At 65.7% G+C, this 23,495-nt stretch carries 28 protein-coding genes; 10 read left to right on the forward strand and 18 right to left on the reverse strand.

Translation table 11 applies throughout. The annotated features are described in order from the left end of the window. From G584_RS0110330 to gltX, 3 genes are all read right to left on the reverse strand, one after another. Window positions 1-277, reverse strand: a 277-nt coding sequence (locus tag G584_RS0110330; RefSeq protein WP_028494561.1) for a transposase family protein, incomplete at its 3' end; no start/stop codon positions are given. 47 nt (window positions 278-324) lie between these two features. Next, window positions 325-765: a hypothetical protein gene (locus G584_RS0110335; protein ID WP_015716477.1), complete on the reverse strand. Its 441-nt coding sequence runs from the start codon at window positions 763-765 to the stop codon at window positions 325-327. Window positions 766-796: 31 nt separating this feature from the next. Next, window positions 797-2,215 (reverse strand): glutamate--tRNA ligase, encoded by a 1,419-nt coding sequence (gene gltX, locus G584_RS0110340; protein ID WP_028494562.1) that lies wholly within the window; start codon window positions 2,213-2,215, stop codon window positions 797-799. A gap of 54 nt (window positions 2,216-2,269) precedes the next feature. On the opposite strand from gltX, the gene lptB reads away from it, so the two are divergent. Further along, complete coding sequence (gene lptB / locus G584_RS0110345) at window positions 2,270-2,998, forward strand: LPS export ABC transporter ATP-binding protein (protein WP_028494563.1); 729 nt, start codon at window positions 2,270-2,272, stop codon at window positions 2,996-2,998. Window positions 2,999-3,001: 3 nt separating this feature from the next. Continuing rightward, a complete protein-coding gene (locus tag G584_RS0110350) occupies window positions 3,002-4,387 on the forward strand; it encodes a DUF3084 domain-containing protein (RefSeq protein ID WP_028494564.1) in 1,386 nt (461 codons plus the stop codon). On the opposite strand, the gene prmC is transcribed toward G584_RS0110350, so the two are convergent. The 6 genes from prmC to rpmH form a co-directional block, all read right to left on the reverse strand. Then, window positions 4,295-5,152 carry a peptide chain release factor N(5)-glutamine methyltransferase gene (gene prmC / locus G584_RS12555; protein ID WP_083964886.1) on the reverse strand — a complete coding sequence of 286 codons (858 nt, stop codon included), beginning with the start codon at window positions 5,150-5,152 and terminating at the stop codon, window positions 4,295-4,297. The genes G584_RS0110350 and prmC overlap by 93 nt on opposite strands. After that, window positions 5,115-5,705, reverse strand: a complete 591-nt coding sequence (locus G584_RS0110360; protein ID WP_028494565.1) for a Jag family protein — start codon at window positions 5,703-5,705, stop codon at window positions 5,115-5,117. The genes prmC and G584_RS0110360 overlap by 38 nt, the downstream gene beginning before the upstream one ends. 9 nt (window positions 5,706-5,714) lie before the next feature. Further along, on the reverse strand, window positions 5,715-7,010 hold the full coding sequence (locus G584_RS0110365; RefSeq protein ID WP_028494566.1) for a YidC/Oxa1 family membrane protein insertase: 1,296 nt from the start codon (window positions 7,008-7,010) through the stop codon (window positions 5,715-5,717). Further along, window positions 7,007-7,264 (reverse strand): membrane protein insertion efficiency factor YidD, encoded by a 258-nt coding sequence (gene yidD, locus G584_RS0110370; RefSeq protein WP_028494567.1) that lies wholly within the window; start codon window positions 7,262-7,264, stop codon window positions 7,007-7,009. Before yidD ends, G584_RS0110365 begins: the two co-directional genes overlap by 4 nt. Window positions 7,265-7,269: 5 nt before the next feature. After that, window positions 7,270-7,527 carry a ribonuclease P protein component gene (rnpA, locus tag G584_RS0110375; protein ID WP_245563397.1) on the reverse strand — a complete coding sequence of 86 codons (258 nt, stop codon included), beginning with the start codon at window positions 7,525-7,527 and terminating at the stop codon, window positions 7,270-7,272. Window positions 7,528-7,607: 80 nt separating this feature from the next. Continuing rightward, on the reverse strand, window positions 7,608-7,754 hold the full coding sequence (rpmH, locus tag G584_RS0110380) for a 50S ribosomal protein L34 (protein ID WP_028494569.1): 147 nt from the start codon (window positions 7,752-7,754) through the stop codon (window positions 7,608-7,610). Between the two features lie 162 nt (window positions 7,755-7,916). Here rpmH and G584_RS0110385 point away from each other — a divergent pair, with 162 nt between their 5' ends. The 7 genes from G584_RS0110385 to G584_RS0110415 are packed head-to-tail and all read left to right on the forward strand — an operon-like array spanning window position 7,917 to window position 15,633. After that, window positions 7,917-8,678 carry an ABC transporter ATP-binding protein gene (locus tag G584_RS0110385; protein ID WP_028494570.1) on the forward strand — a complete coding sequence of 254 codons (762 nt, stop codon included), beginning with the start codon at window positions 7,917-7,919 and terminating at the stop codon, window positions 8,676-8,678. Continuing rightward, a complete protein-coding gene (locus tag G584_RS0110390) occupies window positions 8,675-10,609 on the forward strand; it encodes a long-chain fatty acid--CoA ligase (protein ID WP_028494571.1) in 1,935 nt (644 codons plus the stop codon). Before G584_RS0110385 ends, G584_RS0110390 begins: the two co-directional genes overlap by 4 nt. After that, window positions 10,606-11,499: a branched-chain amino acid ABC transporter permease gene (locus tag G584_RS0110395; protein WP_028494572.1), complete on the forward strand. Its 894-nt coding sequence runs from the start codon at window positions 10,606-10,608 to the stop codon at window positions 11,497-11,499. Before G584_RS0110390 ends, G584_RS0110395 begins: the two co-directional genes overlap by 4 nt. Continuing rightward, the gene (locus G584_RS0110400) at window positions 11,496-12,563 is read left to right on the forward strand and encodes a branched-chain amino acid ABC transporter permease (protein ID WP_028494573.1); all 1,068 of its coding nucleotides are present in this window, start codon (window positions 11,496-11,498) and stop codon (window positions 12,561-12,563) included. The genes G584_RS0110395 and G584_RS0110400 overlap by 4 nt, the downstream gene beginning before the upstream one ends. Window positions 12,564-12,572: 9 nt before the next feature. Further along, entirely contained in the window at window positions 12,573-13,769 is a 1,197-nt protein-coding gene (locus tag G584_RS0110405; RefSeq protein ID WP_028494574.1) for an ABC transporter substrate-binding protein, read from the forward strand. A 43-nt stretch (window positions 13,770-13,812) separates the two neighbouring features. Further along, window positions 13,813-14,643 carry an ABC transporter ATP-binding protein gene (locus G584_RS0110410; RefSeq protein WP_028494575.1) on the forward strand — a complete coding sequence of 277 codons (831 nt, stop codon included), beginning with the start codon at window positions 13,813-13,815 and terminating at the stop codon, window positions 14,641-14,643. Between the two features lie 48 nt (window positions 14,644-14,691). Continuing rightward, the gene (locus G584_RS0110415; protein WP_038051095.1) at window positions 14,692-15,633 is read left to right on the forward strand and encodes an RluA family pseudouridine synthase; all 942 of its coding nucleotides are present in this window, start codon (window positions 14,692-14,694) and stop codon (window positions 15,631-15,633) included. A 36-nt stretch (window positions 15,634-15,669) separates the two neighbouring features. On the opposite strand, the gene lysN is transcribed toward G584_RS0110415, so the two are convergent. From lysN to G584_RS0110455, 9 genes are all read right to left on the reverse strand, one after another. Then, the gene (lysN, locus tag G584_RS0110420; RefSeq protein ID WP_028494577.1) at window positions 15,670-16,863 is read right to left on the reverse strand and encodes a 2-aminoadipate transaminase; all 1,194 of its coding nucleotides are present in this window, start codon (window positions 16,861-16,863) and stop codon (window positions 15,670-15,672) included. 31 nt (window positions 16,864-16,894) lie between these two features. Next, a complete protein-coding gene (locus G584_RS0110425; protein WP_028494578.1) occupies window positions 16,895-18,025 on the reverse strand; it encodes a deoxyguanosinetriphosphate triphosphohydrolase in 1,131 nt (376 codons plus the stop codon). 3 nt (window positions 18,026-18,028) lie between these two features. Beyond that, entirely contained in the window at window positions 18,029-19,255 is a 1,227-nt protein-coding gene (gene fabF, locus G584_RS0110430) for a beta-ketoacyl-ACP synthase II (protein WP_028494579.1), read from the reverse strand. A 74-nt stretch (window positions 19,256-19,329) separates the two neighbouring features. Beyond that, window positions 19,330-19,572, reverse strand: a complete 243-nt coding sequence (acpP, locus tag G584_RS0110435) for an acyl carrier protein (protein WP_015716498.1) — start codon at window positions 19,570-19,572, stop codon at window positions 19,330-19,332. Window positions 19,573-19,625: 53 nt separating this feature from the next. After that, window positions 19,626-20,363 carry a 3-oxoacyl-[acyl-carrier-protein] reductase gene (gene fabG / locus G584_RS0110440; RefSeq protein WP_028494580.1) on the reverse strand — a complete coding sequence of 246 codons (738 nt, stop codon included), beginning with the start codon at window positions 20,361-20,363 and terminating at the stop codon, window positions 19,626-19,628. Further along, window positions 20,356-21,273 carry an ACP S-malonyltransferase gene (gene fabD / locus G584_RS0110445; protein WP_028494581.1) on the reverse strand — a complete coding sequence of 306 codons (918 nt, stop codon included), beginning with the start codon at window positions 21,271-21,273 and terminating at the stop codon, window positions 20,356-20,358. The genes fabG and fabD overlap by 8 nt, the downstream gene beginning before the upstream one ends. Next, complete coding sequence (locus tag G584_RS0110450) at window positions 21,273-22,241, reverse strand: beta-ketoacyl-ACP synthase III (protein ID WP_028494582.1); 969 nt, start codon at window positions 22,239-22,241, stop codon at window positions 21,273-21,275. The genes fabD and G584_RS0110450 overlap by 1 nt, the downstream gene beginning before the upstream one ends. Window positions 22,242-22,333: 92 nt before the next feature. Next, a complete protein-coding gene (gene rpmF, locus G584_RS12560) occupies window positions 22,334-22,516 on the reverse strand; it encodes a 50S ribosomal protein L32 (RefSeq protein ID WP_083964887.1) in 183 nt (60 codons plus the stop codon). Between the two features lie 59 nt (window positions 22,517-22,575). After that, window positions 22,576-23,112 (reverse strand): DUF177 domain-containing protein, encoded by a 537-nt coding sequence (locus G584_RS0110455; RefSeq protein ID WP_028494583.1) that lies wholly within the window; start codon window positions 23,110-23,112, stop codon window positions 22,576-22,578. An 89-nt stretch (window positions 23,113-23,201) separates the two neighbouring features. Between G584_RS0110455 and G584_RS0110460 the strand changes: the two genes are divergently transcribed. Further along, window positions 23,202-23,495 (forward strand): transposase family protein (locus G584_RS0110460; RefSeq protein ID WP_028494584.1); only part of this gene is annotated, 294 nt, incomplete at its 3' end.

Below are 23,495 nucleotides of genomic sequence, written 5' to 3' on the forward strand. Positions count from 1 at the left end.
GGTCCACCTCGGGGAAGACCTGGAGGAGGGCCTCCTGGAGCTTCTTTGGGTCCAGACGGTGAAGGAGGAGGGTGAGGATGGTGTGGCCCGGGGGGTTGCGCAGGCCCAGGTGGGGCAAGAGGTGAGGGTTGGCCCGGGCGAAACGTTCCACGCCGCGCAGGGAGTCCACGCGGGCGAGAAAGGCCACCAAGATGAGGGCCAACAAGCCCCACAAGGGATACCGCCGGTTGCGGGCCCTGGGGTCGGGGACTTGGGACAAGGCCTCGCGTAGGGTCATGCCCCCTCTTTACCCCAAGGCCGCATATCGGTCAAGTCTGAGGGCCTTTAGCGGAAACTTACCCCCAGGGTGAAGTGCCAGACCTTGGGGAAGTTGGCGAAGCCGTACACGTAGGTGGCCTCGGCAAAAAGCCCCGTGTAGGGGTCCAGAAGGCCCTCCAGTCCCCCGGTGAAGCTCACCCCGGCGGTGAGGCTTGGCCCCACCACGGCGCTGAGCCCCCCGCCGAAGTAGGGGAGGAGGCCCTTCAGGCTGGGGTCGTACTGGCCCAGGTCGGGTTTGAAGAGGAGGGCTCCCTCCAGGGCCACACCCGGGGCTGCCGGGGCCAGCATGGCGGAAAGCCGGCCCGAGAGGTTCTGCCGCAGGCGGTTTTCCAGCCCCGCCCCGAAGGTGAGCCCAAGGCTTTCCCCATAGCCAAACCGCATCTGAATGGCGCTCTGGGCGCTGGCCATTCCCAAAACGAGAAGGAGAGTAAGGAGAACCCGCCTCATGGCTCCAGTATACCCTGGCTTGTGGGGTGTTTCACGAAGTTCCTCCCGCCAGGGCCCGGGCCAGCCGGGCGAGGACCCGCTCCTTGCCGAGAAGGGCCATGATCTCGAAAAGCCCCGGGGTTTCCAGGCTTCCCGTGAGGGCGGCCCGTAAGGGCTGGGCCACCTGGCCGAGTTTAAGGCCCCGCTCCTGGGCGAAGCCCCGGAGGAGGGCGTCCAGGGCAGCTTCGCTCCAGTCCTCCTGGGCCCGTAGGAGGGGTTCCACCTCGCGAAGCACGGGAAGGCCTTCCCTCAGTTTCTCCAGCGCTTTTTCCCCGAAGGGGTAGTCCTCGCTGAAAAGGTAGGGGGCCTTTTCCGGAAGCTCCTTGAGGGTGTCAAACCGGGGGCGCATGAGCTCCACCGCCCGCCTCAGGTAGGCCTCGCTGGGCCAGGAAAGCCCGGCCGCCTGCAAAAAGGGCTTCGCCCGCTCCGCCACCTCCTCGAGGGGGAGGACCTCGCGGATGTACTTGCCATTGAGCCAGCGGAGCTTCTCCAGGTCGAAGACCGGGCCTCCCAGGGACACCCGCTCCCAGGTGAAGGCCTCGATGAGCTCCTCGAGGGTGAAGATCTCCCGCCCGTCGGGCATGGAAAAGCCCATGAGGGCCAGGTAGTTGCGCAGGGCCTCGGGCAAGAACCCCTCGGCCCGGTACCACTCCAGGGAGGTGTGGCTCTTCCGCTTGCTGATCTTGGTCTTGTCGGGGTTTCTAAGGAGGGGCATGTGGTAGAACTTGGGCACCTCCCAGCCGAAGGCCCGGTAGAGGAGAACGTGGATGGGGGTGGAAACCAGCCATTCCTCGGCCCGTATCACATCCGTTACCCCCATGAGGTGGTCGTCCACCACGTTGGCCAGGTGGTAGGTGGGGTACCCATCGGACTTGAGGAGGACCACGTCGGGGATCTCCTGGTTGTCGTAGACCACCACCCCCCTGAGCTCGTCCCTCACCTCGGTGGTGCCGGGCCTCGGCACCTTTAGGCGGATCACGTGGGGCTCGCCCCTTTTTGCCCTTTCCTCGGCTTCCTCGGGGGGGATGTTGCGGGCGCGGCCGTCGTAGCCCCCCTTTTCCTTGCGGATTCTTTCCAGCTCCTCCGGGGTCTCGAAGGCCCGGTAGGCCCACCCCCGCCTGAGGAGTTCCTCGGCGTGCTTTTGGTAGAGGGGCAGGCGTTCCGACTGCCGGTAGGGGGCGTGGGGCCCGCCGATATCCGGCCCCTCGTCGTAGGCGATGCCGAGCCACTTCAAGGCGGCCAGGATGCGCTCCTCCGCCCCCGGCACGTAGCGGGTGCGGTCGGTGTCCTCGATGCGCACCAGGAAGCGCCCCCCGTTCTTCCTGGCCCAGACGTAGTTGAAAAGGGCGATATACGCCGTCCCCACGTGGGGGTCCCCCGTGGGGCTTGGGGCGATGCGGGTCACCACCATACCTCGCCCATTATCTCACCCGGGACTAAAGGTTGGGGCTTAGGCTTGAGGGTAATGGACGGGGAGCTTCTGGCAGAAGGGTTGCGCAAGCGCTACGGCCCCAGGGAGGTGGTGCGGGGGGTGGACCTGAGCCTCAAGCGCGGGGAGATCGTGGCCCTCTTCGGCCCCAACGGGGCGGGGAAGACCACCACCTTCTACATGATGGTGGGCTTTATCCGTCCCACGGGAGGGCGGATCTTCCTTAAGGGACGGGAAATAAGCCAGCTTCCCATGTACCGCCGGGCCCGACTGGGCCTGGGCTACCTGCCCCAAGAGCCTTCCGCCTTCCGCCGGATGACGGTGCTGGAAAACCTCCTGGCCGTCTTGGAGTTCCAGCCCCTTTCCCGGGCGGAGCGCCTGGAGAAGGCCAAGGCCCTTTTGGAGGAACTGGCCATCTACCACCTCAAGGACCAGATGGCCTACGCCCTTTCCGGTGGGGAAAGGAGGCGGCTTGAGATGGCGCGGGCCCTGTGCACCGACCCCGATTTCATCCTTCTGGACGAGCCTTTTACCGGGGTGGACCCCAAGAACGTGAAGGAGATCCAAAAGGTCATCGCCGAGCTCCGGGAGAGGCGGGGGGGGGGGGGTTTTATCACCGACCATGCGGTGCGGGAGACCCTGGCCATCACCGACCGGGTCTACGTGATGTATGACGGCCAGATCCTCTTCCACGGGGATCCCGATACCTTTGCCCGGGACCAGGGGGTAAGGCGGCACTACCTGGGAGAGGACTACGAGCTTTAAGCCATGACCTTCTGGGCCCTCCTCATCCTGATCCTTTTCCTGGCCGCCTTGGTGGCCTATCTGGGGGATAGGGTGGCCAAGTGGGCGGGGAAGCGGCACTACCGCCTTTTTGGCCTCAGGCCCCGGCAGACCGCCACCCTGGTGGCGGTGCTCACGGGGGTGGGGATCGCCCTCTTCAGCTACCTGGGGTTCCTCCTGGTGTTCCGGGAGGCCAGGGAGGTGATCCTCGAGGCCCAGGCCATCCGGGCGGAGCGGGACCAGCTTAGGAGGGAGCGGCAGGTCCTCCTGGAGGCCAAGGCGGCCATGGAGGCCGAGGCCAGCAGGACCCTGGCGGAGCTCCATGTCCTGCGGGAGGAGCGAAAGGATCTTTCCCGGGCCCTGGAGCAGGCCAACCAGGTGAGGAAACGCCTGGAGGAAGAGGCCAAGGCCCTGGCCTCCCAGGTGCAGGCCCTGGGAAGGGAGCGGGCTACCCTCGAGGCGGAGCGACAGGCTCTTTCCCAGCTTCTTGAGGAAAGGAACCGGGCGCTAGCCGAGAGGACGAGGGAGCTCAAGGCCCTGGAGAGTCGCCTCCGTGCCCTGCAGCAGGCGGCGGAGCGGGCGGAAGGGGAAAAGGCCAGGCTTCTGGCGGAGAGGAAGCGCCTTCAGGAGGAGGTGCTGGGGGCTCTTGCCCGCCTGGAGGAGGCCCGAAGGCAGCGCCAGGCCCTGGTAGAGGAGGTGGAGGCCCTTAAGGCCAGCTTGAGCAAGGCCCGGGAGGAGCTCCGCCAGACGGAGGAAAGGGTAAGAAGCCTCTTGGTGCAGGCGGAGGTGCTCCAAGGGGAGAGGGGCCAGCTTTCCCAGAGCCTGATTCGGCTCAGCCAGGGTCTCTACCTAGGGGAGGTGCGCCTGGGGGCGGAGGAGGGAAGGGAGGCCTTGGAGCGGGTGGCCGAGCGCCGGGCCCTTCTCCAGGGCTTCCGGGGGGTGGAGCTTTTGGACGCTCCCCAAGGCCCGGGGCTTGCGGTGCTGGAGGGAGCGGGGTACCGGGAGGGGAGGCTTTTGGTGCGGGTGCGCTTTTATCCTGAGCGCAGGGCCTTCGCCGCCGGGGAGGTTCTGGCCGCCCGCACCTTCCGCCTTTCCACCCAGGCCCGCAACCAGGAGGCCCTCGAGGGCCTGGGGGAGGCCGTGCGGCAACGGCTTTTGCAGGCGGGGTATGCCCCGGAATACGCCACCTTTCCCTCTCCCGAGGAGCTGGCCCGCGGCCTTGCCCTTCTGCAGGGAAAAAGGGGAGTGGTGCGGGTGGGGGTGGTGGCCGCCAAGGAGCTATGGACCACGGAGAGACCCCTTCTCTCCTTCCAGCTCCTGGGAGGGCCGCCGGGCCCGGAGGTACCGGTCCCTACCCGTCAAATCCCTTAGCACCTCTACTCCCTCCCAGCCCGCGGCCTTTAGTTCCTGGGCCAGAAGCCCCGCGTTTTCCGGGGCCAGCTCCAGGAGGAGGAACCCGCCGGGTTTGAGGGCCCTCCTGGCCTCCTGGGCCAGGGGCCGGGCCACATCCAACCCTTCCCTTCCCGCATAAAGGGCCTGGGGGCTTTCAAAGGCCAGCTCCCTGGGAGCCTGGAACCGGTAGGCCTCGGGGAGGTAGGGAGGGTTGGAGACGACCAGGTCCAGATCCTTCACCCCGCCGGTGAGGGGAGCCTGGAGAAAGGTTACCTCTAGTCCCAGCCTGTTAGCGTTCTCCCGGGCCAAGGCCAGGGCCTTGGGGTCGGTATCCGTGGCCCACACCTGGGCCTCCGGGAGGTGTTTTTTTAGGGCTAGGGCGATGGCTCCCGTGCCCGTGCCCACGTCCAGGATACGGGGGGCCTTGGGCAGGGGAAGCCCTAGGGCGAGCTCCACCAGGCCCTCCGTTTCAGGCCTGGGGATGAGGATGCCCTCTTGCACCTTTAGGGGGAGGCCGAAGAACTCCACCTCCCCCAGCAGGTACTGCAAGGGATAGCCCCCAAGGCGCTTTTCCAGGAGGGCTAGGGCCCTGGCTTCGGTTCCCGGGGGCGGGGTCCGGGATAGGCCGAGGAGGAGGTCCTTGCGGGAAAGGCCTGAGGCCAAGGCCAGGAGGTCCCAGGCCTCCTTTTCTGGAAGGCCATTAGCCTTAAGCCTCCTCTCCAGTTCCCGAAGGAGCCTGATCACGGGGATAGACCACCACGTGCCTTTCCTCCCCTTCCCCCTGGCTTTCCGTGGTCACCAGGGGGTGGTTTTTGAGGAGCATGTGGACGATGCGCCTCTCGGAGGGACGCATGGGGGGGAGGTGGAGGGGTTCTTTGGTCATGGCCACGGTGAGGGCGGCTTCCTCGGCGATCTTGCGGATCTTTTCCTCCTGGCGTTTGCGGTAGCCGGCAGCGTCCAAGACCACCCGGTAGGCTCCGCCGAAATGCTTGGCCAGCACCACCCCAGCCAGGTACTCCACTGCCCTTAGGGTGCGCCCTTCCTTGCCGATAAAGCGCCCCAGGTCCCCGCCCTTGACCTCCGCCTTGAGGAGGTTCCCCTCCTGGCGGATCTCCACGTAGTGGGCGGGGTCCAGGCGCAGCAAAAGGCCCACCAGGAAGCTCTCCAGCACCTCTTTGGGCCCTTTTTGCGTGGGGCCGGCTTTCCCCGCTTCTTTTAACTCCACTCCCACCGGGGCCTCTTCCAGCACACCCAGGTCGGAGAGGAGGTCGTCGATGCTCTTTTTCTTCTCGTCCATGCCCTCAGTTTACGCCGCTAGGGGCTTGAGGCTTTTGTTGATCAGCCACTGCTGCACCAGGCCGATGAGGTTGGAGAGCACCCAGTAGAGGGTCACCCCTGAGGGAAACTGCAGGACCAGGAAGATGAAGATCAGGTTCATGAAGAGGCTTTGCCGGATGAGGTCCTTGTTCCCGTGGGCGGAAAGCCAGGTGGAGAGGAAGGTGGAGGCCACGTAGAGGGCGGGGAGGATGTAGAAGGGGTCGGGGAGGGCCAGATCGGGAATCCAGAGGAGGCCCTGGCCGAACTCGTAGTTGGCGATCACCTTCCAGAGGATGAAGAGAATGGGCATCTGGATGAAAAGGGGCAGACAGCCGGCGGCGGGGTTTACCTTGTGCTCCTGGTAGAGCTTCATGGTGGCCTCCGCCCGCTTGTTGGGGTCGTCCTTGTACTTCTCGTTGATCTTCTGGATAAGGGGCTGGAGGCGTTGCATCTCCGCCATGCTCTTGAACTGCTGGTGCATGAGGGGCCAAAGGAGGAGGCGCACCACCAGGGTCAGGAAGAGGATGGCCAGGCCCCAGCTACCCGTGTAGCGGAAGGCCACCTCCATGAGCCAGAGAAGCCCCAAGGAAAGCTGCCCCCAGATGTTGGGGGAAAAGAGGCCGGGGAGGGAGAGAAGGCCCTCCACGTGGAAGCGCACCAGCTCGTTCTGGCCCCCGTAGACCTTCAGGGTTTCCCCGGGAGCCAGGGTAAGGGTGGCCTCCTTGCCCACCAGCTTCCCCGACAGGGGCCCTTGGGCGAGGGCCACCAGGGCATAGCCCGCCTTGGGCTTGGTCTGCCAGGCCAGGTAAACCAGCTGGCCCTCCCCGCTCGGGGTGGGTTCTGCTTGCCCTTGTAGGAGCACCTTGGGGCTTCCTTGGGCGGAAAGCCTCAGGGTGAGGGGGAAGTCGGCGCTGATCTGGACGGTGTACCGCCCCTTTTCGATGCGGTAGGTGAGGGTGCCCCCTTGGCCCTGGAAGCGGGCCAGGAGGCGGCCATCCTCCACCTGGTACTCCGCTTTCTCCGGGGTGAAGCCCACCGGGGCCACCACGGGGCCGTTGCCGCTCAGGTTGGGGGCGCGGGTGTAGTCGTTGAAGGCTGTGCCCTTGTAGGCCTTCACGTACCAACCCACCACCTGGCCCTTCTGGTCAAAGGCCAGGTCCATGAGGTTGGTGACGGCGATCTTTTCCGGCACCCCGTCCCCGTTTACGTCCTGGTCCTTGAAGCCCGCCTCGAGGGCTAGGGCGCTCAGGCCCAGCAGGAAAAGGAGGGGTAAAAGCCTTTTCATCGTGCCTCCTTGTGGGTCTTAACGGTTCTCCTGGGTGGGAAGACCAGGGGCACCGGGTCCAGTCCCCCGGGGTGCAGGGGATGGCATTTCAGGATGCGCCTGGCCGCCAGGTAGCTACCCCATAAGGCCCCGTGGCGCTCCAGGGCCTCGAGGGCGTAAGCGGAACAGGTGGGGTGGAAGCGGCAGGTCTTGGGTTTTAGGGGGGAGATGAACCTGCGGTACGCCTTGACCAGAAGGATCAGTAAGCCGCGCACGCCGCCTATTGTATCAGCCCGCTCTTCTTGAGGGCGCGGATGAGGTCTTGGAAGAGCTCGGCGTAGGCGGCCTCCCGGGCCTCGGGGCTGGCGATGACCAGGAGGTGGGCCTTGGGGAGGTAGAGGCGGCGGAGGATCTCCCTTAGGCGGCGCTTGATGCGGTTGCGCACCACCGCCTTGCCCACCTTCTTGGACACCACGATCCCCACCCTGAGCTCGGAGGCAGGGAGCCACCTGACGCTCAAAAAACGGCCCCGCCCCATGCGTCCTTGGCGGAGCCTTTGGAATGCTCGGTCGCCCTTTAGGGAAAGAAGTTTACCCCCCGCCGCAGGGGGGGGTTGGCTCAGTCGTTCACCCTGGGGGTGAGGCGCCAGCGGCCCTTCTGCCTTCTCCGCTTCAACACCTTCCTGCCGCCTGGGGTCCTCATGCGGGCCCGGAAGCCGTGGGTTTTGGCCCGCTTCCTCCGGTTGGGTTGCCAGGTCCTTTTCATCCATTTCCCTCCCTGGGGCCTTGGCCCCCAATACCTTAAAGAGTGTAGCATAAGAAGGGCTATACAGGGTCTAACGGTTTTTTACACCCTGGCAGGAGAGCGTTGACATCCGTCTTGCCTTCCCCTTATACTTCCCCCAGACAACTGTTAGGGAGGAGGTCTGTGGCCCAGCTTCTGGTGGAGAACATCACCCTAACCTTTGGCGGCGTGGCTGCCCTTTCGTCGGTTTCCCTGGCGGTGGAGGAGGGGGAGCTGGTTTCCGTCATCGGCCCCAACGGGGCGGGGAAGACCAGCCTTTTGAACTGCATATCGGGCTTCTACCACCCCCAGCGAGGTCGCATCCTCTTTGAGGGGCACGAGATCACCCGCGCAAGCCCCCATGAGGTGACCCGTTTGGGCATCGCCCGCGCCTTCCAGAACATAGAGCTCTTCTCTGGCCTCACGGTGCTGGAAAACCTCATGCTGGCCCGGCACACCCACCTCCGCTACGGCCTCCTCCAAGCGGGGCTCTTTTACGGCCGGGCCCTGGCGGAGGAGGTGCGGAACCGGAGGTGGGTGGAGGAGGTCATAGATTTCATGGAGCTGGAGCCCTACCGCAAGGCCCTGGTGGGGAACCTCCCTTATGGGGTGCGGAAGCGGGTGGAGGTGGCCCGGGCCTTGGCCCTGGCCCCCAAGCTCCTCCTCCTGGACGAACCCATGGCGGGGATGACCCTGGAGGAAAAGGAGGACATGGTGCGCTTCATCCTGGAGATCCGGGCCCAAGGCACCACGGTGATCCTCATTGAGCACGACCTGGGGGTGGTCATGGACATCTCCGACCGGGTCTACGTGTTGGACTTCGGCCAGGTCATCGCCGAAGGCTCCCCGGCGGAGGTGGCCCAAAACCCCAGGGTACAGGAGGCCTACCTGGGGGTGGAGGCGTGAAGGCGATCCGGCCCTCCTACGAGATGAAGCGCTACACCCTGCCCCAGCTCCTGAGGCTTCGCGCCCTGGAGGAAGGGGACCGGGTGGCCCTTCGGGAGAAGGACTACGGCATCTGGAACGAGGTCACCTACGCCCAGTACTACGAGAAGGTCCTCCTCTTCGCCCACGGGCTCTTGGCCCTCGGGTTTTCCCCGGGGGAGCGCCTCGCCATCATCGCCGACAACATCCCCGAGTGGCTTTACGCCGAACTGGGGACCCAGGCGGTGCGGGGGATCAGCGTGGGGGTGTACCAAAGCTCCCTGCCTTCCGAGATCGCCTACATGCTTGCGTACACGGGAGCGAGCGTGGTCCTCGCCGAGGACCAGGAGCAGGTGGACAAGCTCTACGAGATCCGGAACGAGATCCCCCACGTGCGCCACGTCATCTACGAGGACCCCAAGGGGATGCGGGGCTACCAGGACCCTTGGCTCATCTCCTTTGAGGAACTTTTGGAGCGGGGGCGGGAGCACCGGAGGCAACACCCCGAGGCGGTGGAGAAGCTCCTCCTTTCCGCAAGCCCCGAGGAGGTCTGCCACCTCTCCTCCACCTCCGGCACCACGGGCCGTCCCAAGGCGGCCATGCTCCGCCACCGCAACCTGATTCACATGGGGGTGGCCCTGCAGGAGGTGGACCCCCTCCAGCCCACGGACGACTACCTTTCCTTCCTGCCCCTCGCCTGGATTGGGGAGCAGATGATGTCCGTGGCCATGGCCCTTACCGGGGGGTTCGCCGTCAATTTCCCCGAGGCGGTGGAGACCGCTTTGCAGGACCTGAAAGAGATCGGTCCCCATGTGATGTTCAGCCCCCCAAGGGTTTGGGAGGGGATCCAGAGCAGCATCTGGGTGCGCATCTCCGAAAGCCCTGGCTTCAACCGCTTCGTTTACGAAAGGCTTCTCCGCCTGGGCTACCGGGCGGCGGAGTACCGCATGCGGGGGCGGCCCATGCCCCTCTCCCTGCGCCTGGCCTACGCCTTCGCCGACTGGGTGTTGTTCCGGCCTCTGCGGGACCAGCTGGGCTTCCTGCGCCTCCGCCGTGCCTACACGGGAGGGGCGGCCCTGGGGCCCGATGTGTTCCGGTTCTTCCACGCCATCGGGGTGAACCTCAAGCAGATCTACGGCCAGACGGAGATCATCGGCATCGCCTTCGTCCACCGGGATGGGGACGTGCGCCACGATACCGTGGGCCTCCCCATTCCCGGCACGGAGGTGAGGATCAGCGAGGAGGGGGAGATCCTGTTAAGGTCCGATGCCGTGTGCGCCGGCTACTGGGAAAGGCCCGAGGCCACGGCGGAAACCTTCCGGGACGGTTGGCTCCACACCGGGGATGCCGGCTACCTCACGGAGGATGGCCACCTGGTGGTGATTGACCGGCTTTCCGACGTGATGCGCACCGAGCGGGGCACGGTCTTCAGCCCCCAGTTTGTGGAGAACAAGCTGAAGTTCTCCCCCTACATCAAGGAGGCGGTGGTGTTCGGCGACCGCAAGCCTTTCCTGGCCGCCTTTATCAACGTGGACCCGCAGACGGTGGGCAAGTGGGCGGAGGACCGGGGGCTCGCCTACACCACCTACCTGGACCTGTCCCTGAAGCCGGAGGTGGCGGAGCTTATCCGCAAGGAGGTGGAGCGGGTGAACGGCGAGTTGCCCGAAGAGCTGAAGATCCGCCGTTTTGTTCTCCTTTACAAGCTTTTGGACGCCGACGACGAGGAGCTCACCCGCACGGGCAAGGTGCGCCGGGGGCTCATCGCCAAGAAGTACGCCCCCTTGGTGGAGGCCTTGTACTCCGGGGCCAAGGCGGTGGAGGTGGAGGCGGAGTACCGGTACCAGGACGGCACCGTCCAGCGGGTGCAGGCCCGGGTGCCCGTGCTGGACCTCGAGGAGGTGGTGGCGGCATGAGCTTCGTGGTGGAACTCTTCCTCTCGGGGGTGGTCCTGGGCCTCATCTACGCCCTGGTGGCCCTGGGGTTTGTCCTCATCTACAAGGCGAGCCGGGTGGTGAACTTCGCCCAAGGGGAGCTCATCGCCATCGGCGCCTTTTCCGCCCACTTCTTCCTGGTGGGCCTCAAGCTCCCCGTGGTCCTGGCCTTTGCCTTGGCGCTAGGGTTCACGGCCCTGGTGGGTTACCTTCTGGAAAGGCTTTTCCTCAAGCGCCTGGTGGGGCAGCCCATCATCTCCGTCATCATGGCCACCATCGGCCTGGCCTTTTTCCTGGACGGACTTCTGCACCTCACGCCCTACGGGGCGGGGAGCTACGGCTACCCTCCCTTCCTGCCCGAGGGCGGGGTGCGGGTTCTGGGGGCCCAGGTTTCCTACGCCCAGCTCCTCGCCCTTTTCCTCACCCTGGGGTTTCTTTTCCTCTTCACCTGGTTCTTCCAGCGCTCCACCCTGGGGGTGGCCATGCGGAGCGTGGCCGATGACCAGATGGCGGCCATGAGCCTCGGGGTGTCCGTGGGCAAGGTCTTCGCCCTGGCCTGGGCGGCGGCGGGCCTGGCGGCGGCGGCGGGCGGGGTGATGGTGGGCACCATCTCCGGCCTTAACCTGGACAGCCTGGTCCACATCGGCCTGCGGGTCTTCCCGGTGGTGATCCTGGGGGGGCTTGATTCCATTCCCGGGGCGGTGGTGGCGGGCATCCTCATCGGCGTTTTGGAAAACCTGGCGGCGGGCTTCCTGGACCCCTATGTGCCCGGTGGGGGCACCCGGGACGTCTTCCCCTTCCTGGTCTTGCTCCTCGTCCTTTGGTTCAAACCCCACGGGCTTTTTGGTACGGAGGAGATTGAGCGCGTATGAGAAACCCTTGGGCGCAGACCGGAAACTACCGCACCTCGTATTCCCAGGATGCGAGCCTCTTTGCCACCCACCGGGAGCTCCTTTCCCTCCTCCTTTTCCTGGGTTTTCTCCTCCTTTTGCCCCAGCTCCTCTCCCGGACCCAGGTCTTCATCCTGGACCTGATCCTGGTCTATAGCATCGCCGTCTTGGGCCTCAACATCACCACGGGGTATGCGGGCCTCATCAACATCGGCCAGGCGGCCTTCATGGGGGTGGGGGCCTACACCGCTGCCCTCCTCGCCCCCCAGGGGCTTCCCTTCTGGCTCCTCATCCCGTTAGGGGGGCTGGTGGCCGCCTTCTTCGGCCTTCTGGTGGGGATTCCAAGCCTTAGGGTGAAGCACCTCTACCTGGCCCTGGCCACCCTGGCCTTCCAGGTGATCTTTGAGTGGACCGTGGGCCACCTGCCCCTCCTGAAGCAAGGGGGGGCCATGGACATGCCCCGGGCGAGCTTTTTGGGTTATGAGGCGGGGTTCCGCAACCACTTCCACTTCTGGTACTACGCTTCCTTGGCAACCCTCGTCCTCCTCGCCCTCTTTTTCCGCAACCTCCTGCGCACCAAGTACGGCCGCGCCCTCATCGCCGTGCGGGACAACGACCGGGCGGCGGACGCCATGGGCATGGACCCCGGGCGCACCAAGCTTTTCGCCTTCGCCCTGGGGGCCTTTTACGCCGGGGTGGCGGGGGTGCTGTACGCCTACCTTTCCCGGGCGGTGGTCATAGAGGACTACGTCTTCGCCCACTCGGTGAAGTACCTGGCCATGGCCATCGTGGGGGGGTTGGGCACCTTGGTGGGAAGCTTCCTTGGACCCCTTTTCCTCGTCCTTTTGGACGTGAACATGGAGGCCCTTTCCAACCTCATCAAGGCCTTGGGCTTCAGCGTGGCGGGGGTGGATGTGGCCAGCGCCCTCAGGCCCTTGGCCTTTGGGCTCATCATCGTCCTCTTCCTCATGTTTGAGCCCAGGGGGCTTTACAACTGGTGGCGCATCGTGCGGAGCTACCTCCGCACGTGGCCGTTCAAGTACTAGGAGGGAAGTATGCGCAAGGGTTTGGTGGCGGTTTTGGCGGCGTTGGGCCTGGCCTTAGGCCAACAACAGGTGACCCTCTTCTGGTCGGGGGCCATCACCGGCCCCACCTCGGAGACGGGGGCCCCTTACGGCGCGGGGATAGAGGACTACTGCCGGCACATGGCCCGGGCCATCCCGGGGGTGGTGCTGAACTGCGTGGTGCGGGATGACCGCTACGATAACGCCACCACGCAACGCCTCTTTGAGGAGGCGGTGGACCGCTTTAAAATCCCCATCTATCTGGGCTACAGCACGGGGGCCATGCTCCAGATGAAGGCCCTCATCCAGGAGCTCAAGATCCCCACCCTGCCCGCCTCCAACCACGTGGGCCTGATTGACCCGCCCAACGGGGACTACTACTTCATCCCGGTTTCCACCTACTCCGAGCAGGTGGTGGCCCTTTTGGAGTACATCGCCAAGCAGAAGCGGGGGGCTAAGGTGGCCCTGGTGGTCCACCCCTCTCCCTTTGGCCGAGCCCCCGTGGAGGACGCCCGGAAGGCGGCGCAGCAGCTCGGCCTCCAGATCGTGGACGTGCAGGAGGTGGGGGCGGGCAACCTGGACAACACCGCCCTTCTCCGGCGCTTTGAGGGGGCGGGGGTGGAGTTCGTGGTCCACCAAAACGTGGCGGGGCCGGTGGCCAACATCCTCAAGGACACCCGGAGGCTGGGCCTCTCGGGCAAGATGCGGCACCTGGGGGCGGTGTACACCGGTGGGGTGGACCTGATCGCCCTGGCGGGGGAGGCGGCGGAAGGCTTCCTCTGGGCAAGCCCCTACTTTACCGCCCAGGACGATACCCCGGGCATCCGCCTCCAGAAAGACCTGGTGGCCCGCTTCGGCCGTCCGGCGAGCTACGTGGAGAACCACAACTACACCGCGGGCATGCTGGCGGCGGCCATCGCCATTGAGGCCATGAAGCGGGCCCAGGAGCGCTTCAAGCGCATCACCAACGAGACGGTCTACCAGGCCATCGTGGGCATGAACGGGCCCAACGCCTTCAAGCCGGGACTCGCCGTGTCCACCAAGCAGGGCATTGAGGTGGACTTCACCAGGAGCGAGCGCACCGGGGCGGAGGGGTTGCGCATCCTCGAGGTCAAGGGTGGGCGCTTCGTGCCCATCACCGACCCCTTCACCTCGGCCCTCTTCCGCAAGGTGCACTACGGCAAATAGCCCTTTTGGGCCCGGGGAAGCCCCCGGGCCCCTTTTCCCTGCCATGAGCCTGAACCCCACGCGTCCAGAGGACCTCGGTCCCATCCTCCTTTTGGTCAACAACATTGAGGTGGTCTACCACGACATCATCCAGGTGCTCCGGGGGGTTTCCCTGAAGGTGCCGGAGGGCAGGATCACCGCCCTCCTGGGCCCCAACGGGGCGGGGAAGACCACCACGCTCCGGGCCATCTCCGGCCTCCTGATCCCCGAGGACGGGGAGGTGGTGAGGGGGGAGATCCTCTACCAGGGAAAGCCCATCCATAATCGCCCTCCCGAGGAGATCGTGAGGATGGGCATCGTCCAGGTGCTGGAAGGCCGGCGGGTTTTCAAGCACCTCACGGTGGAGGAGAACCTGCGGGTGGGCACCTTGACCCGTAAGGACAGCCATCTTAAGGAGGATCTGGAGCGCATCTACCACTACTTCCCCCGTTTGGCCGAGCTCAGGAACCGCCTGGCTGGGTACTGCTCGGGGGGAGAGCAACAGATGATCGCCATCGGCCGCGCCCTCCTGGCCAAACCCCGCCTCCTCCTCCTGGATGAGCCCTCCTTAGGCCTGGCTCCCCTTTTGGTGCGGGAGATCTTTGACATCGTGGCCCGGGTGAACGCCGAGGAGGGGGTCACGGTCCTCTTGGTGGAGCAGAACGCCCGTATGGCCCTATCCATTGCCCACTATGGCTACATCATGGAGATGGGGCGGATCGTGCTCGAGGGGGACCGGGACTACCTCCTGGAAAACCCCGACGTGCAGGAGTTCTACCTGGGGGTGGCCAAAGGGGGCGGGCGCAAGAGCTTCAAGGAGGTAAAGGCCTACAAGAGGCGGAAGCGGTTCATGTAGCCTGCCGCAAGACCCCGGCGTGGCCATGGCCGCGCTGGGGTTCGTATCATGGAGAGCGTGGTGCGCTTTCGCATGGAAGGGGTGCGCCTGGACCAAGCGGTGGCCGAGGCTTGCGGGATAAGCCGCAGCCGGGCCCAGGAGTGGATCGCCCAAGGCCGGGTTCGGGTGGGAGAAAGGGTGGTGGAAAAGCCCTCCTACCGCCTCAAGGGGGAAGAGGTGCTGGTGGTTCCCCCGGAGGAAAGGCCCTTCGTGGCCCCTCAGGACCTGGCCATCCCGGTGCTCTACGAGGACGAGGACCTCCTGGTCCTCAACAAGCCTGCGGGGCTTCTTACCCATCCGGCTCCTGGGGTATACACGGGCACCGTGGTCAACGCCCTGTTGGGGCGGTACTTTCCTCCCCAGGAGGCCGAGCGGCCCGAGGAGGTGCGTCCCGGCATCGTGCACCGCCTGGACAAGGACACCAGTGGGGTCCTGGTGGTGGCCAAGCATGGAGGGGCCCTCGAGGCCCTGGCCCGGGCCTTCCGCGACAGGCTGGTGATGAAGCGCTACCTGGCCATCACCGAGGGGCACCCCAGGGAGGGCGCCCTCATTGCCCCCATAGGCCGGCATCCCGTGGAGCGGCACAAGATGCACGTGGGGGGGATTGCGCCCCGGTATGCGGAGACCGAGTTCCGCATTCTCGCCACCGCCGGGCCCTACGCCCTGGTGGAGGCCCGGCCCCACACCGGCCGTACCCACCAGATCCGGGTCCACCTCAAGCACTTGAAGGCCCCCATCCTGGGGGATGGGGTTTATGGGCGGGAAAGCCCCCTGATTCCCCGCCAAGCCCTCCATGCCTATGAGCTTCGCCTTCCCCATCCCCGCACCGGGCGCATCCTGGCGTTTTTGGCCCCGGTGCCTGGGGATATGGCCCAGGCCTGGGAGGCTTTGGGGGGAAGGTGGCCTGAAGGCCTCGAGCGGGAGGGGGCCAAGGAGGTGGCGGGGACCTAAGCTAAAGGGGCATGGTCCATGCCGGGTCCTTGCCCCTCAGGCGGTGGCCAGCAGTCCCTTCACCGCCTTCCCAAGCCGCCGGATCCCTTCTTGGATCCTTTCTGGGTCCATGGTGGCGTAGGAGAGCCTCAGGGTGTTCTCCCCGCCCCCGTTGGCAAAGAAGGGGCCTCCGGGCACAAAGGCCACGTTCTCCTCGAGGGCCTGCCGGAAAAGGGCCTCGGCGGAAAGCCCCTCGGGGAGGGTCATCCAGACGAACATCCCTCCCTTGGGCCGGGTATAGGCCACCTCCTTGGGCATCTCCCGGTCCAGGGCTTCCAGCATGGCCTGGGCCTTGGCCTTGTAGGTGGTGCGGATTCTTTCCAGGCGTTCCGGAAAGCCTTCCTTCACCAGCTCGTGCACCAGGATCTGGTTGAGGACCGGGGTGTGCAGGTCCACCCCTTGCTTGGCTTGGGTGAGCTTGAGGATGACCTCGGGCCGGGCCACCACGAAGGCCACCCTCAGGCCTGGGGCCAGCACCTTGGAGAAACTGCTCAGGTAGATAACCCCGGGATAGCCCGCCTCTCTGGCCAGTTCAAAAAGGCTTGGCAGGCGGCTTTCCCCAAAGTAGAGCTCCCGGTAGGCGTCATCCTCCACCACCACCAACCCCCGTTCCATCGCCATTTCCAGAAGGCGCCTGCGGGCTTCCAGGGGCATGAGCCCCCCGGAGGGGTTCTGGAAGGAGGGGATGAGGTAGAGGAAGCGGGGGCGCTCCTGGTCTAGGGCTTCCTCCAGGGCCTTGAGGTCCGGCCCCTCTTCCCCGGCCGGCACCGTGAGGAAACGGGGGCCGTAGGCCCGGAAGGCCTGGATGGCCCCCATGTAGCTGGGGGCTTCCAAGAGAACCGGGCTTGCCTCGTCCAAAAAGACCTTCCCCAGAAGGTCCAGGGCCTGCTGGCTTCCCGTGGTGATGAGGACCTCTTCCGGGCTCACCCCGAGCCACCCCGCCACCCAGGCCCTTAAGGGGAAGTAGCCTTCCGTAGGCCCGTACTGTAGGGCCACCTCGCCCTTTTCCCTTAGGATCTCGGCCGCCTTGGCCGCTGCCTCTTCCTTGGGGAAGAGCTCGGGGGCGGGAAGGCCCCCGGCGAAGCTGAGGACGCCGGGACGCTGGGTGAGCTTTAAAAGCTCGCGGATGGTGGAGGCCTGGATGCGCCTAGCCCGCTCGCCAAAAAGGGTATTCCAGTCCAGGGTTTTCACCTACCCATTTTATCCCTCGCCCCCTGGGGTTTCAGGGGAAGAGCTTCCGGTAGGCCTCGAGGGCGTACCGGTCCGTCATCCCGGCGATGTAGTCGCACACCGCCCGCTCCAGCCCCTCCTCGGGGATCCGGGCCTGAACCTCCTTGGGCAGGAGCTCAGGGTACCGGGTGTAGGTGCGAAAGAGATTTTCCAGAACGATTTCCGCCTTGCGCCTCTCCCTCAGGACCTCGGGGTGGCGGTAAAAGCGCTCCATGAGAAAGGCCTTGAGTTCCCGGTGGGCCCGCTCGGCCTCAGGGGTGAGAGCAGCCAGGCGTTCAGGATGCCGGCGCACCTCCTCCGGGCTCCTCACCCCGGCCCCTTCCACCCTTTGGTGGGTGGCCTCTATGGCAGCGGTGATGAAAAAGCCCAGAAGCTGGCGCACCAGGATCCGGCGGGAAAGCTCGGTTAGCTCCGTGAGGTCCAGGCCTTCTTCCCGGGCCAGCTCCGCCAGAAAGGGCACCTCGGTGAGCTCTTGGGGGCGAAGGAGGCCGCTACGGAGTCCGTCGTCTAGGTCGTGGGCCGCATAGGCGATGGCGTCGGAAAGGTCCACCACCTGGGCCTCGAGGGTGCCCTTGCCCTCGTACTCCGGCTTGAAGCCCGGGGCATAGGCGGCCTCGTGGGTGGCGATTCCCTCCAGGACCTCGTGGGTGAGGTTCAAACCCTTGAAACCGGGGTAGCGCACCTCCAGCTGGGTGAGGATCCTCAGGGCCTGGGCGTTGTGCTCAAACCCCCCGTGGTCCCGCATGAGCTCGTTCAGAACCTTCTCCCCCGTGTGGCCAAAGGGGGGGTGGCCTAAGTCGTGGGAAAGGGCGATGGCCTCCGTGAGGTCCTCGTTGAGGCCCAGGGCGCGGGCGATGGAGCGGGCCACCTGGACCACCTCGAGGGTGTGGGTGAGGCGGGTGCGGTAGTAGTCCCCGGCCCAGTTGGGAAAGACCTGGGTCTTGTACTCCAGGCGCCGGAAGGCGGTGGTGTGGAGGATGCGGTCCCGGTCCTTCTGGAAGGGCGTGCGGTAGGGGGACTCAGGCTCCGGGTGTTTCCGCCCCCGGGTGTCCCGGGCCTTCTGGGCGTAGGGCGCCAGCCTTTCCGCCTCCAGATCCAGAAGCCTTTCCCTGGAGTAGAGCATCCCCTAGATCCGTTTGAAGAGGAGCACGGCATTCTGACCGCCGAAGGCGAAGGAGTTGGAGAGGGCGTAGGTCACCCTGGCCTCCCGGGGCTCGGGCACGAAGTCCAGGTCCAGCTCGGGGTCGGGGTCCTCCAGGTTGATGGTGGGGGGGATGACCCCGTGGTAGAGGGCTTGCACCGTGGCGATGGCCTCGATGCCCCCGGCAGCCCCCAGGAGGTGGCCGGTCATGCTCTTGGTGCTGGAAACCATGAGCCTCTTGGCGTGCTCCTTGAAGACCTCCTTGATGGCCAGAACCTCCGCCCGGTCCCCCACGGGGGTGGAGGTGCCGTGGGCGTTGATGTAGCCCACCTCCTCGGGGTTAACTTTGGCGTCCAAAAGGGCGCGGCGCATGGCTAAGGCGGCACCTTTCCCCTCGGGGTGGGGCTCGGTGATGTGGTGGGCATCGGCGCTCCGGCCGAAGCCCACCAGCTCGGCGTAGATCCTGGCTCCCCGCCTTTTGGCGTGCTCGTACTCCTCCAGCACCAAGACCCCGGCTCCTTCCCCCATCACGAAACCATCCCGGCTTAGGGTGAAGGGGCGGCTGGCCTTGGTGGGCTCCTCGTTCCGGGTGGAAAGGGCCCGCATCACGGCGAAGGCGCCGATGGCCATGGGGGTGATGGCGGCTTCTGTGCCTCCGGCGAGGACGACGTCGGCTTCCCCCAGCTGGATCATGCGGAGGGCGCTCCCGATGGCGTCAGCTCCGGTGGCGCAGGCGGTGACCGTGGTGGAGCTGGGTCCCATGAAGCCGTAGCGCATGGCGATGTGGGCCGAGGCCATGTTGGCGATCATCATGGGGATGAAGAAGGGGCTTATCCGGTTCGGGCCCCGCTCCAGGAAGACCTTGCTCTGGGCCTCCCAGGTTTCCATGCCCCCGATGCCGCTTCCCACCAGGGTGCCCACCCGCTCGGGATCCAGGGCGCTGGGATCCAGCCCCGCATCCTTAAGGGCCAGCTCGGCGGCGATCAGGGCGTACTGGACAAAGCGGTCCAGGCGCCTCAGTTCTTTTTTGTCAATGAACTCCTCGGGGTTGACGTCCACCTCGGCGGCGATGCGCACCGGCAGGGCCGAGGCGTCAAAGCGGGTGATGGGACGTACCCCGCTTTTCCCGGCGAGCTGGGCCTTGTGGTAAGCTTCTGCCCCCACACCGATGGGGGTGAGGGGTCCGAGGCCGGTAACCACCACGCGTCGCATGGGGGTAGTATACCGGGAAAAGCCCTGGGAAAAAGAAAAGGGGCGCGGGAAGCGCCCCTTAAAGGCCCTAAGCCCTAGCCCAGCTTGGCCTGGATGTAGGCCACCGCATCCTTCACGGTGCGGATCTTTTCGGCCTCCTCGTCGGAGATCTCCAGGCCGAACTCGTCCTCGAGGCCCATGATGAGCTCCACGGTATCCAGGCTGTCCGCCCCCAGGTCCTCGATGAAGCGGGCCTCGAGGGTGATCTTCTCGGGTTCCACCGAGAGCTTGTCCGCAATAACCGCCTTCACCTTTTCAAAGATTTCCTGCTCCGTCATGAAAACCTCCCTTGGGGATTTTACCACGGGGTATAGCCTAGGGCCTGGCCCCTTCAATGGGGGGTGAGCCCCCCGTCCACGCACAGGGTCTGGCCGGTGATGTAGCCTGCGGCCTCGGAGACCAAAAAGGCCACCGCCTCGGCCACGTCCTCCGGCCGGCCGAAGCGGCCTGCGGGGATGTTTTTCAGGTAGGCCTCCCGCACTTCCGGCGGGAGCTTTTCCGTCATCTCCGTTTCGATAAACCCAGGGGCCACGGCGTTCACCGTGATCCCTCGGGCGGCATACTCCTTGGCCACCGCCCGGGTGAAGCCGATAAGCCCCGCCTTGGAGGCCACGTAGTTGGCCTGGCCGGGGTTGCCCAGAATGCCCACCACGCTGGTGATGTTCACGATGCGCCCGAAGCGGGCCTTCATCATGAGCTTGATGGCCTCGCGGGTGGTGCGGAAGACCGCGGAGAGGTTGGCCTCGAGGACCGCCTCCCAGTCCTCGTCCTTCATGCGGACGAGAAGGGTGTCCCGGGTGATGCCGGCGTTGTTCACCAGGGTGTCCAGACCCCCCAGGATCTCCGCTGCCTCGTGGACCAGGCTCGTGGCGGCTTCCGCCTCCAGGAGGTTGGCTCCCAAAACCCCCACCAGGGGGCTTCCCAGCCTCCTGGCCTCCTCCGCCACCTCCTCCGCCTTTTCCCGGTTCTGCCCGTAGTGGATCACCAGGGCGTAGCCCTCCCGGGCCAGCCTAAGGGCGATGGCCCGGCCAATGCCCCGGCTGGCCCCCGTTACCAGTGCCTTACGCATCCTCCACCTCCAACGCCTTCCTTACCCCTTCCGGGTCCCCCACGGAAAGGGCGTGCGCTTCCTTCAGGGTACGGGCCACCAGGCCTTTAAGCACCTCCCCGCTTCCGAACTCCAAAAAGCGCCGGACCCCCCTCCTTTCCATGTCCTTTAAGATCTCCACCCAGCGCACGGGGGCGGTGATCTGCTCCAGGAGAAGCTCACGGATGCGGCTGGGGTCCTCCTCGGGCTTTGCGGTCACGTTGGAGTAGACGGGGAAGCGGGGCTTCCTCAGGGTTACCTGGGCCAGGTCCTGGGCCAGGCGCTCCTTGGCAGGAGCCATGAGGGAGGAGTGGAAGGGGGCGGAGACCGGGAGGAAGACCACCCGGGCCCGTTTTTCCTTTAGCCTTTCTGCCGCCTCTTCCACCGCTTTCTTCTTGCCGGAGATCACCGTCTGCTCGGGGCTGTTGAGGTTGGCGACCTCCACGCCCTCTAGCCCCGCCAAAGCCTCCTGGATGGCCTCGAGGGGAAGCTTCAGGATGGCGGCCATGGCTCCTTCCCCTGGGGGCACGGCCTCCTGCATGTACCGGCCCCGGAGGCGCACCAGCTTCAGGGCATCCTCCAGCTCCAGGGTGCCCGCGGCCACATGGGCGGTCCATTCCCCCAGGGAGTGCCCGGCGGCTAAGGAGGGTTCCTTTCCCCCTTCCGCCAGGAAGGCCCGGTAGGCGGCATAGCCCACTGCCAGGAGGGCGGGTTGCTGGTTTTCCGTGAGGGTGAGGGTTTCCTCGGGTCCTTCCCACATGAGCTTAAGGAGGCCGGGCAGGGTAGCCTCGGCCCTGTCCAGTACCTCTTTGGCGGCGGGCGAGGCCTCGTAGAGGGCTTGGCCCATCCCCACCCGCTGGGAGCCCTGTCCCGGGAAAAGGGCAGCGTACATCAAGCTCCCCCCCAGGTGATTACGGCAGCGGCCCAGGTGAGCCCAGCCCCGAAGGACACCAGAAGCACGTGGTCCCCCTCCTGGATGCGGCCCTCGTCCACCGCCTCCTTGAGGGCCAGGGGGATGGAGGCGGTGGAGGTGTTGCCGTAGCGGTCCACGTTCACCACCACCCGCTCCCAGGGAAGCCGCAGGCGTTCCCGGGCGGCGTCGATGATCCTGAGGTTTGCCTGGTGGGGCACGAAGACCTTGATGTCCTCCGGGGTGAGGCCGGCTTTTTCTATGGCCTCGAGGGTGGCGGTGTTCATCACCCGCACGGCGAACTTGAAGACCTCCCGCCCGTTCATGTAAAGGCGGTTGCGCATGGAGGTCCCGTCGGGAAGCCTGGGGGCTATACAGGCGTGGTAGAGCTCCTTGGCCCCGGTGCCGTCCGCTCCCAGAACGAAGGAACGGAAGCCGAAGCCTTCCCGCACCCTTCCCACCACCGCCGCTCCTCCGGCGTCCCCGAAGAGGACCGCGGTGGCCCGATCGTTCCAGTCCAGGATCTTGGACAGGGCCTCGGCGCCCACCACCAGGACCTTACGGGCTAGGCCCGCCTCCACCATGGCGTGGGCCTGGGCCAGGGCGTAAACCCAGCCCGGGCAACCCGCCAACAGGTCGTAGGCAAAGCCCTGGATGCCGAAGCGGGCCTGGACCAAGGCGGCGGTGTCAGGAAAGAGGGCGTCGGGGGTGTTGGTGGCCACGATGACCCCGTCCACGCCTTCCAAGGCCCCTGGGTGGCGCCTAAGAAGGTCCTCCACCGCCTTGAAGGCCAGGTCCGAGGTGTACTCATCCTCGGCGGCGATGCGCCGTTCCCGGATGCCTGTGCGGGTCACGATCCACTCATCCGAGGTGTCCAGGTAGGTCTCGAATTCCTCGTTCCTCATGACCCTCTCGGGGGTGTAAGCCCCCAGGGCCAGGATGCCGCTCATGCCTGACCTCCCGTCATGGGCTCCACTATACCTGTCCATGGCGCAAAAAGTTGAGACCCCGGAGGCCGGGGTCCCGTAAGTCTTGACCGGGTCTAGACTTCTAGAACCTTGCGTCCACCGTAGTAGCCGCACTCCGGGCAGACGGTGTGCGGGGGCTTCATCGCCTTGCATTCGGGGCAAGGAACCAGGGTCGGAGGGGTCAGGGCGTGGTGGCTCCTACGGGCATCGCGCCGTGCCTTAGAGGTCTTCTTCTTGGGTACAGGGTGCTTGGCCATCTTCCAGTCCTCCAGGGGGGTTTAACCCCCGCTAAACCCCTGGTAGTATAGCAGACCCGCTAGAGTTCGGGAAGGAGGTCCTTGAGGACGCGGAAGGGGTGGTGGACTTCCGGCTCATGTCCGCAGTCCACCAGGTTGCGGTCCGCCCCGCAGACGGGGCAGAGGCCCTTGCACCCTTCCTCGCAGAGGACGGTGTAGGGCATCTCCGTCACGAACGCCTCGGTCAGGAAGGGAAGGAGGTCCAGGTCCGGCCCGCCAAAGGCGTAGTACTCCTCCTCTTTCTCCTCGTGGAAGACCACCTCTTCTAGACCCTGCTGGTAGCGGAGAAGGTGCTGGAAGTGGGCGTGGATGGGGGTGGGGGTGGGTTTGAGGCAGCGGCGGCACTCCATAAGGGCCACGCCCTCCACCTCGCCCGAAAGCCAGTACTCGTTGCTGCCTACCGAGGAGATGGCCACCTTCCAGGAAGCCTCCCCTGCCAGGGGGAAGCGTTCCTCACCTACCCAAAACGCTTCCCGCACCACGCCTGCGGCGCGGACCGTGCCCCCCTCCCGCAGGAGGCGGGCCAGGTTGATGCTTGCCACCTCGCGGTGTTCCATCCTTCTAAGTATAGCGCCCAAAGCCCTTTCCTCCTAGGGGGTCGGCATACAGACTTGACCGATATGCGGCCTTGGGGTAAAGAGGGGGCATGACCCTACGCGAGGCCTTGTCCCAAGTCCCCGACCCCAGGGCCCGCAACCGGCGGTATCCCTTGTGGGGCTTGTTGGCCCTCATCTTGGTGGCCTTTCTCGCCCGCGTGGACTCCCTGCGCGGCGTGGAACGTTTCGCCCGGGCCAACCCTCACCTCTTGCCCCACCTGGGCCTGCGCAACCCCCCGGGCCACACCATCCTCACCCTCCTCCTTCACCGTCTGGACCCAAAGAAGCTCCAGGAGGCCCTCCTCCAGGTCTTCCCCGAGGTGGACCTGGGAGGGGTCCTGGTG

It is taken from the genome of Thermus antranikianii DSM 12462 (genome assembly GCF_000423905.1).
GTDB classification, from domain to species: Bacteria; Deinococcota; Deinococci; order Deinococcales; family Thermaceae; genus Thermus; species Thermus antranikianii.

Coding starts and splice junctions, on each gene's coding strand:
- G584_RS0110395 (WP_028494572.1), top strand. CDS start 10,606: ATGAGCTTCGTGGTGGAACTCTTCCTCTCGGGGGTGGTCCTGGGCCTC.
- acpP (WP_015716498.1), bottom strand. CDS start 19,572: ATGACGGAGCAGGAAATCTTTGAAAAGGTGAAGGCGGTTATTGCGGAC.
- fabD (WP_028494581.1), bottom strand. CDS start 21,273: ATGTACGCTGCCCTTTTCCCGGGACAGGGCTCCCAGCGGGTGGGGATG.
- G584_RS0110415 (WP_038051095.1), top strand. CDS start 14,692: ATGGAGAGCGTGGTGCGCTTTCGCATGGAAGGGGTGCGCCTGGACCAA.
- fabF (WP_028494579.1), bottom strand. CDS start 19,255: ATGCGACGCGTGGTGGTTACCGGCCTCGGACCCCTCACCCCCATCGGT.
- G584_RS0110455 (WP_028494583.1), bottom strand. CDS start 23,112: ATGGAACACCGCGAGGTGGCAAGCATCAACCTGGCCCGCCTCCTGCGG.
- G584_RS0110360 (WP_028494565.1), bottom strand. CDS start 5,705: ATGGACGAGAAGAAAAAGAGCATCGACGACCTCCTCTCCGACCTGGGT.
- G584_RS0110335 (WP_015716477.1), bottom strand. CDS start 765: ATGAGGCGGGTTCTCCTTACTCTCCTTCTCGTTTTGGGAATGGCCAGC.
- G584_RS0110450 (WP_028494582.1), bottom strand. CDS start 22,241: ATGAGCGGCATCCTGGCCCTGGGGGCTTACACCCCCGAGAGGGTCATG.
- rpmF (WP_083964887.1), bottom strand. CDS start 22,516: ATGGCCAAGCACCCTGTACCCAAGAAGAAGACCTCTAAGGCACGGCGC.
- fabG (WP_028494580.1), bottom strand. CDS start 20,363: ATGCGTAAGGCACTGGTAACGGGGGCCAGCCGGGGCATTGGCCGGGCC.
- gltX (WP_028494562.1), bottom strand. CDS start 2,215: ATGGTGGTGACCCGCATCGCCCCAAGCCCCACGGGGGACCCCCACGTG.
- rpmH (WP_028494569.1), bottom strand. CDS start 7,754: ATGAAAAGGACCTGGCAACCCAACCGGAGGAAGCGGGCCAAAACCCAC.
- G584_RS0110405 (WP_028494574.1), top strand. CDS start 12,573: ATGCGCAAGGGTTTGGTGGCGGTTTTGGCGGCGTTGGGCCTGGCCTTA.
- G584_RS0110410 (WP_028494575.1), top strand. CDS start 13,813: ATGAGCCTGAACCCCACGCGTCCAGAGGACCTCGGTCCCATCCTCCTT.
- G584_RS0110365 (WP_028494566.1), bottom strand. CDS start 7,010: ATGAAAAGGCTTTTACCCCTCCTTTTCCTGCTGGGCCTGAGCGCCCTA.
- G584_RS0110350 (WP_028494564.1), top strand. CDS start 3,002: ATGACCTTCTGGGCCCTCCTCATCCTGATCCTTTTCCTGGCCGCCTTG.
- rnpA (WP_245563397.1), bottom strand. CDS start 7,527: ATGGGGCGGGGCCGTTTTTTGAGCGTCAGGTGGCTCCCTGCCTCCGAG.
- lptB (WP_028494563.1), top strand. CDS start 2,270: ATGGACGGGGAGCTTCTGGCAGAAGGGTTGCGCAAGCGCTACGGCCCC.
- G584_RS0110400 (WP_028494573.1), top strand. CDS start 11,496: ATGAGAAACCCTTGGGCGCAGACCGGAAACTACCGCACCTCGTATTCC.
- G584_RS0110425 (WP_028494578.1), bottom strand. CDS start 18,025: ATGCTCTACTCCAGGGAAAGGCTTCTGGATCTGGAGGCGGAAAGGCTG.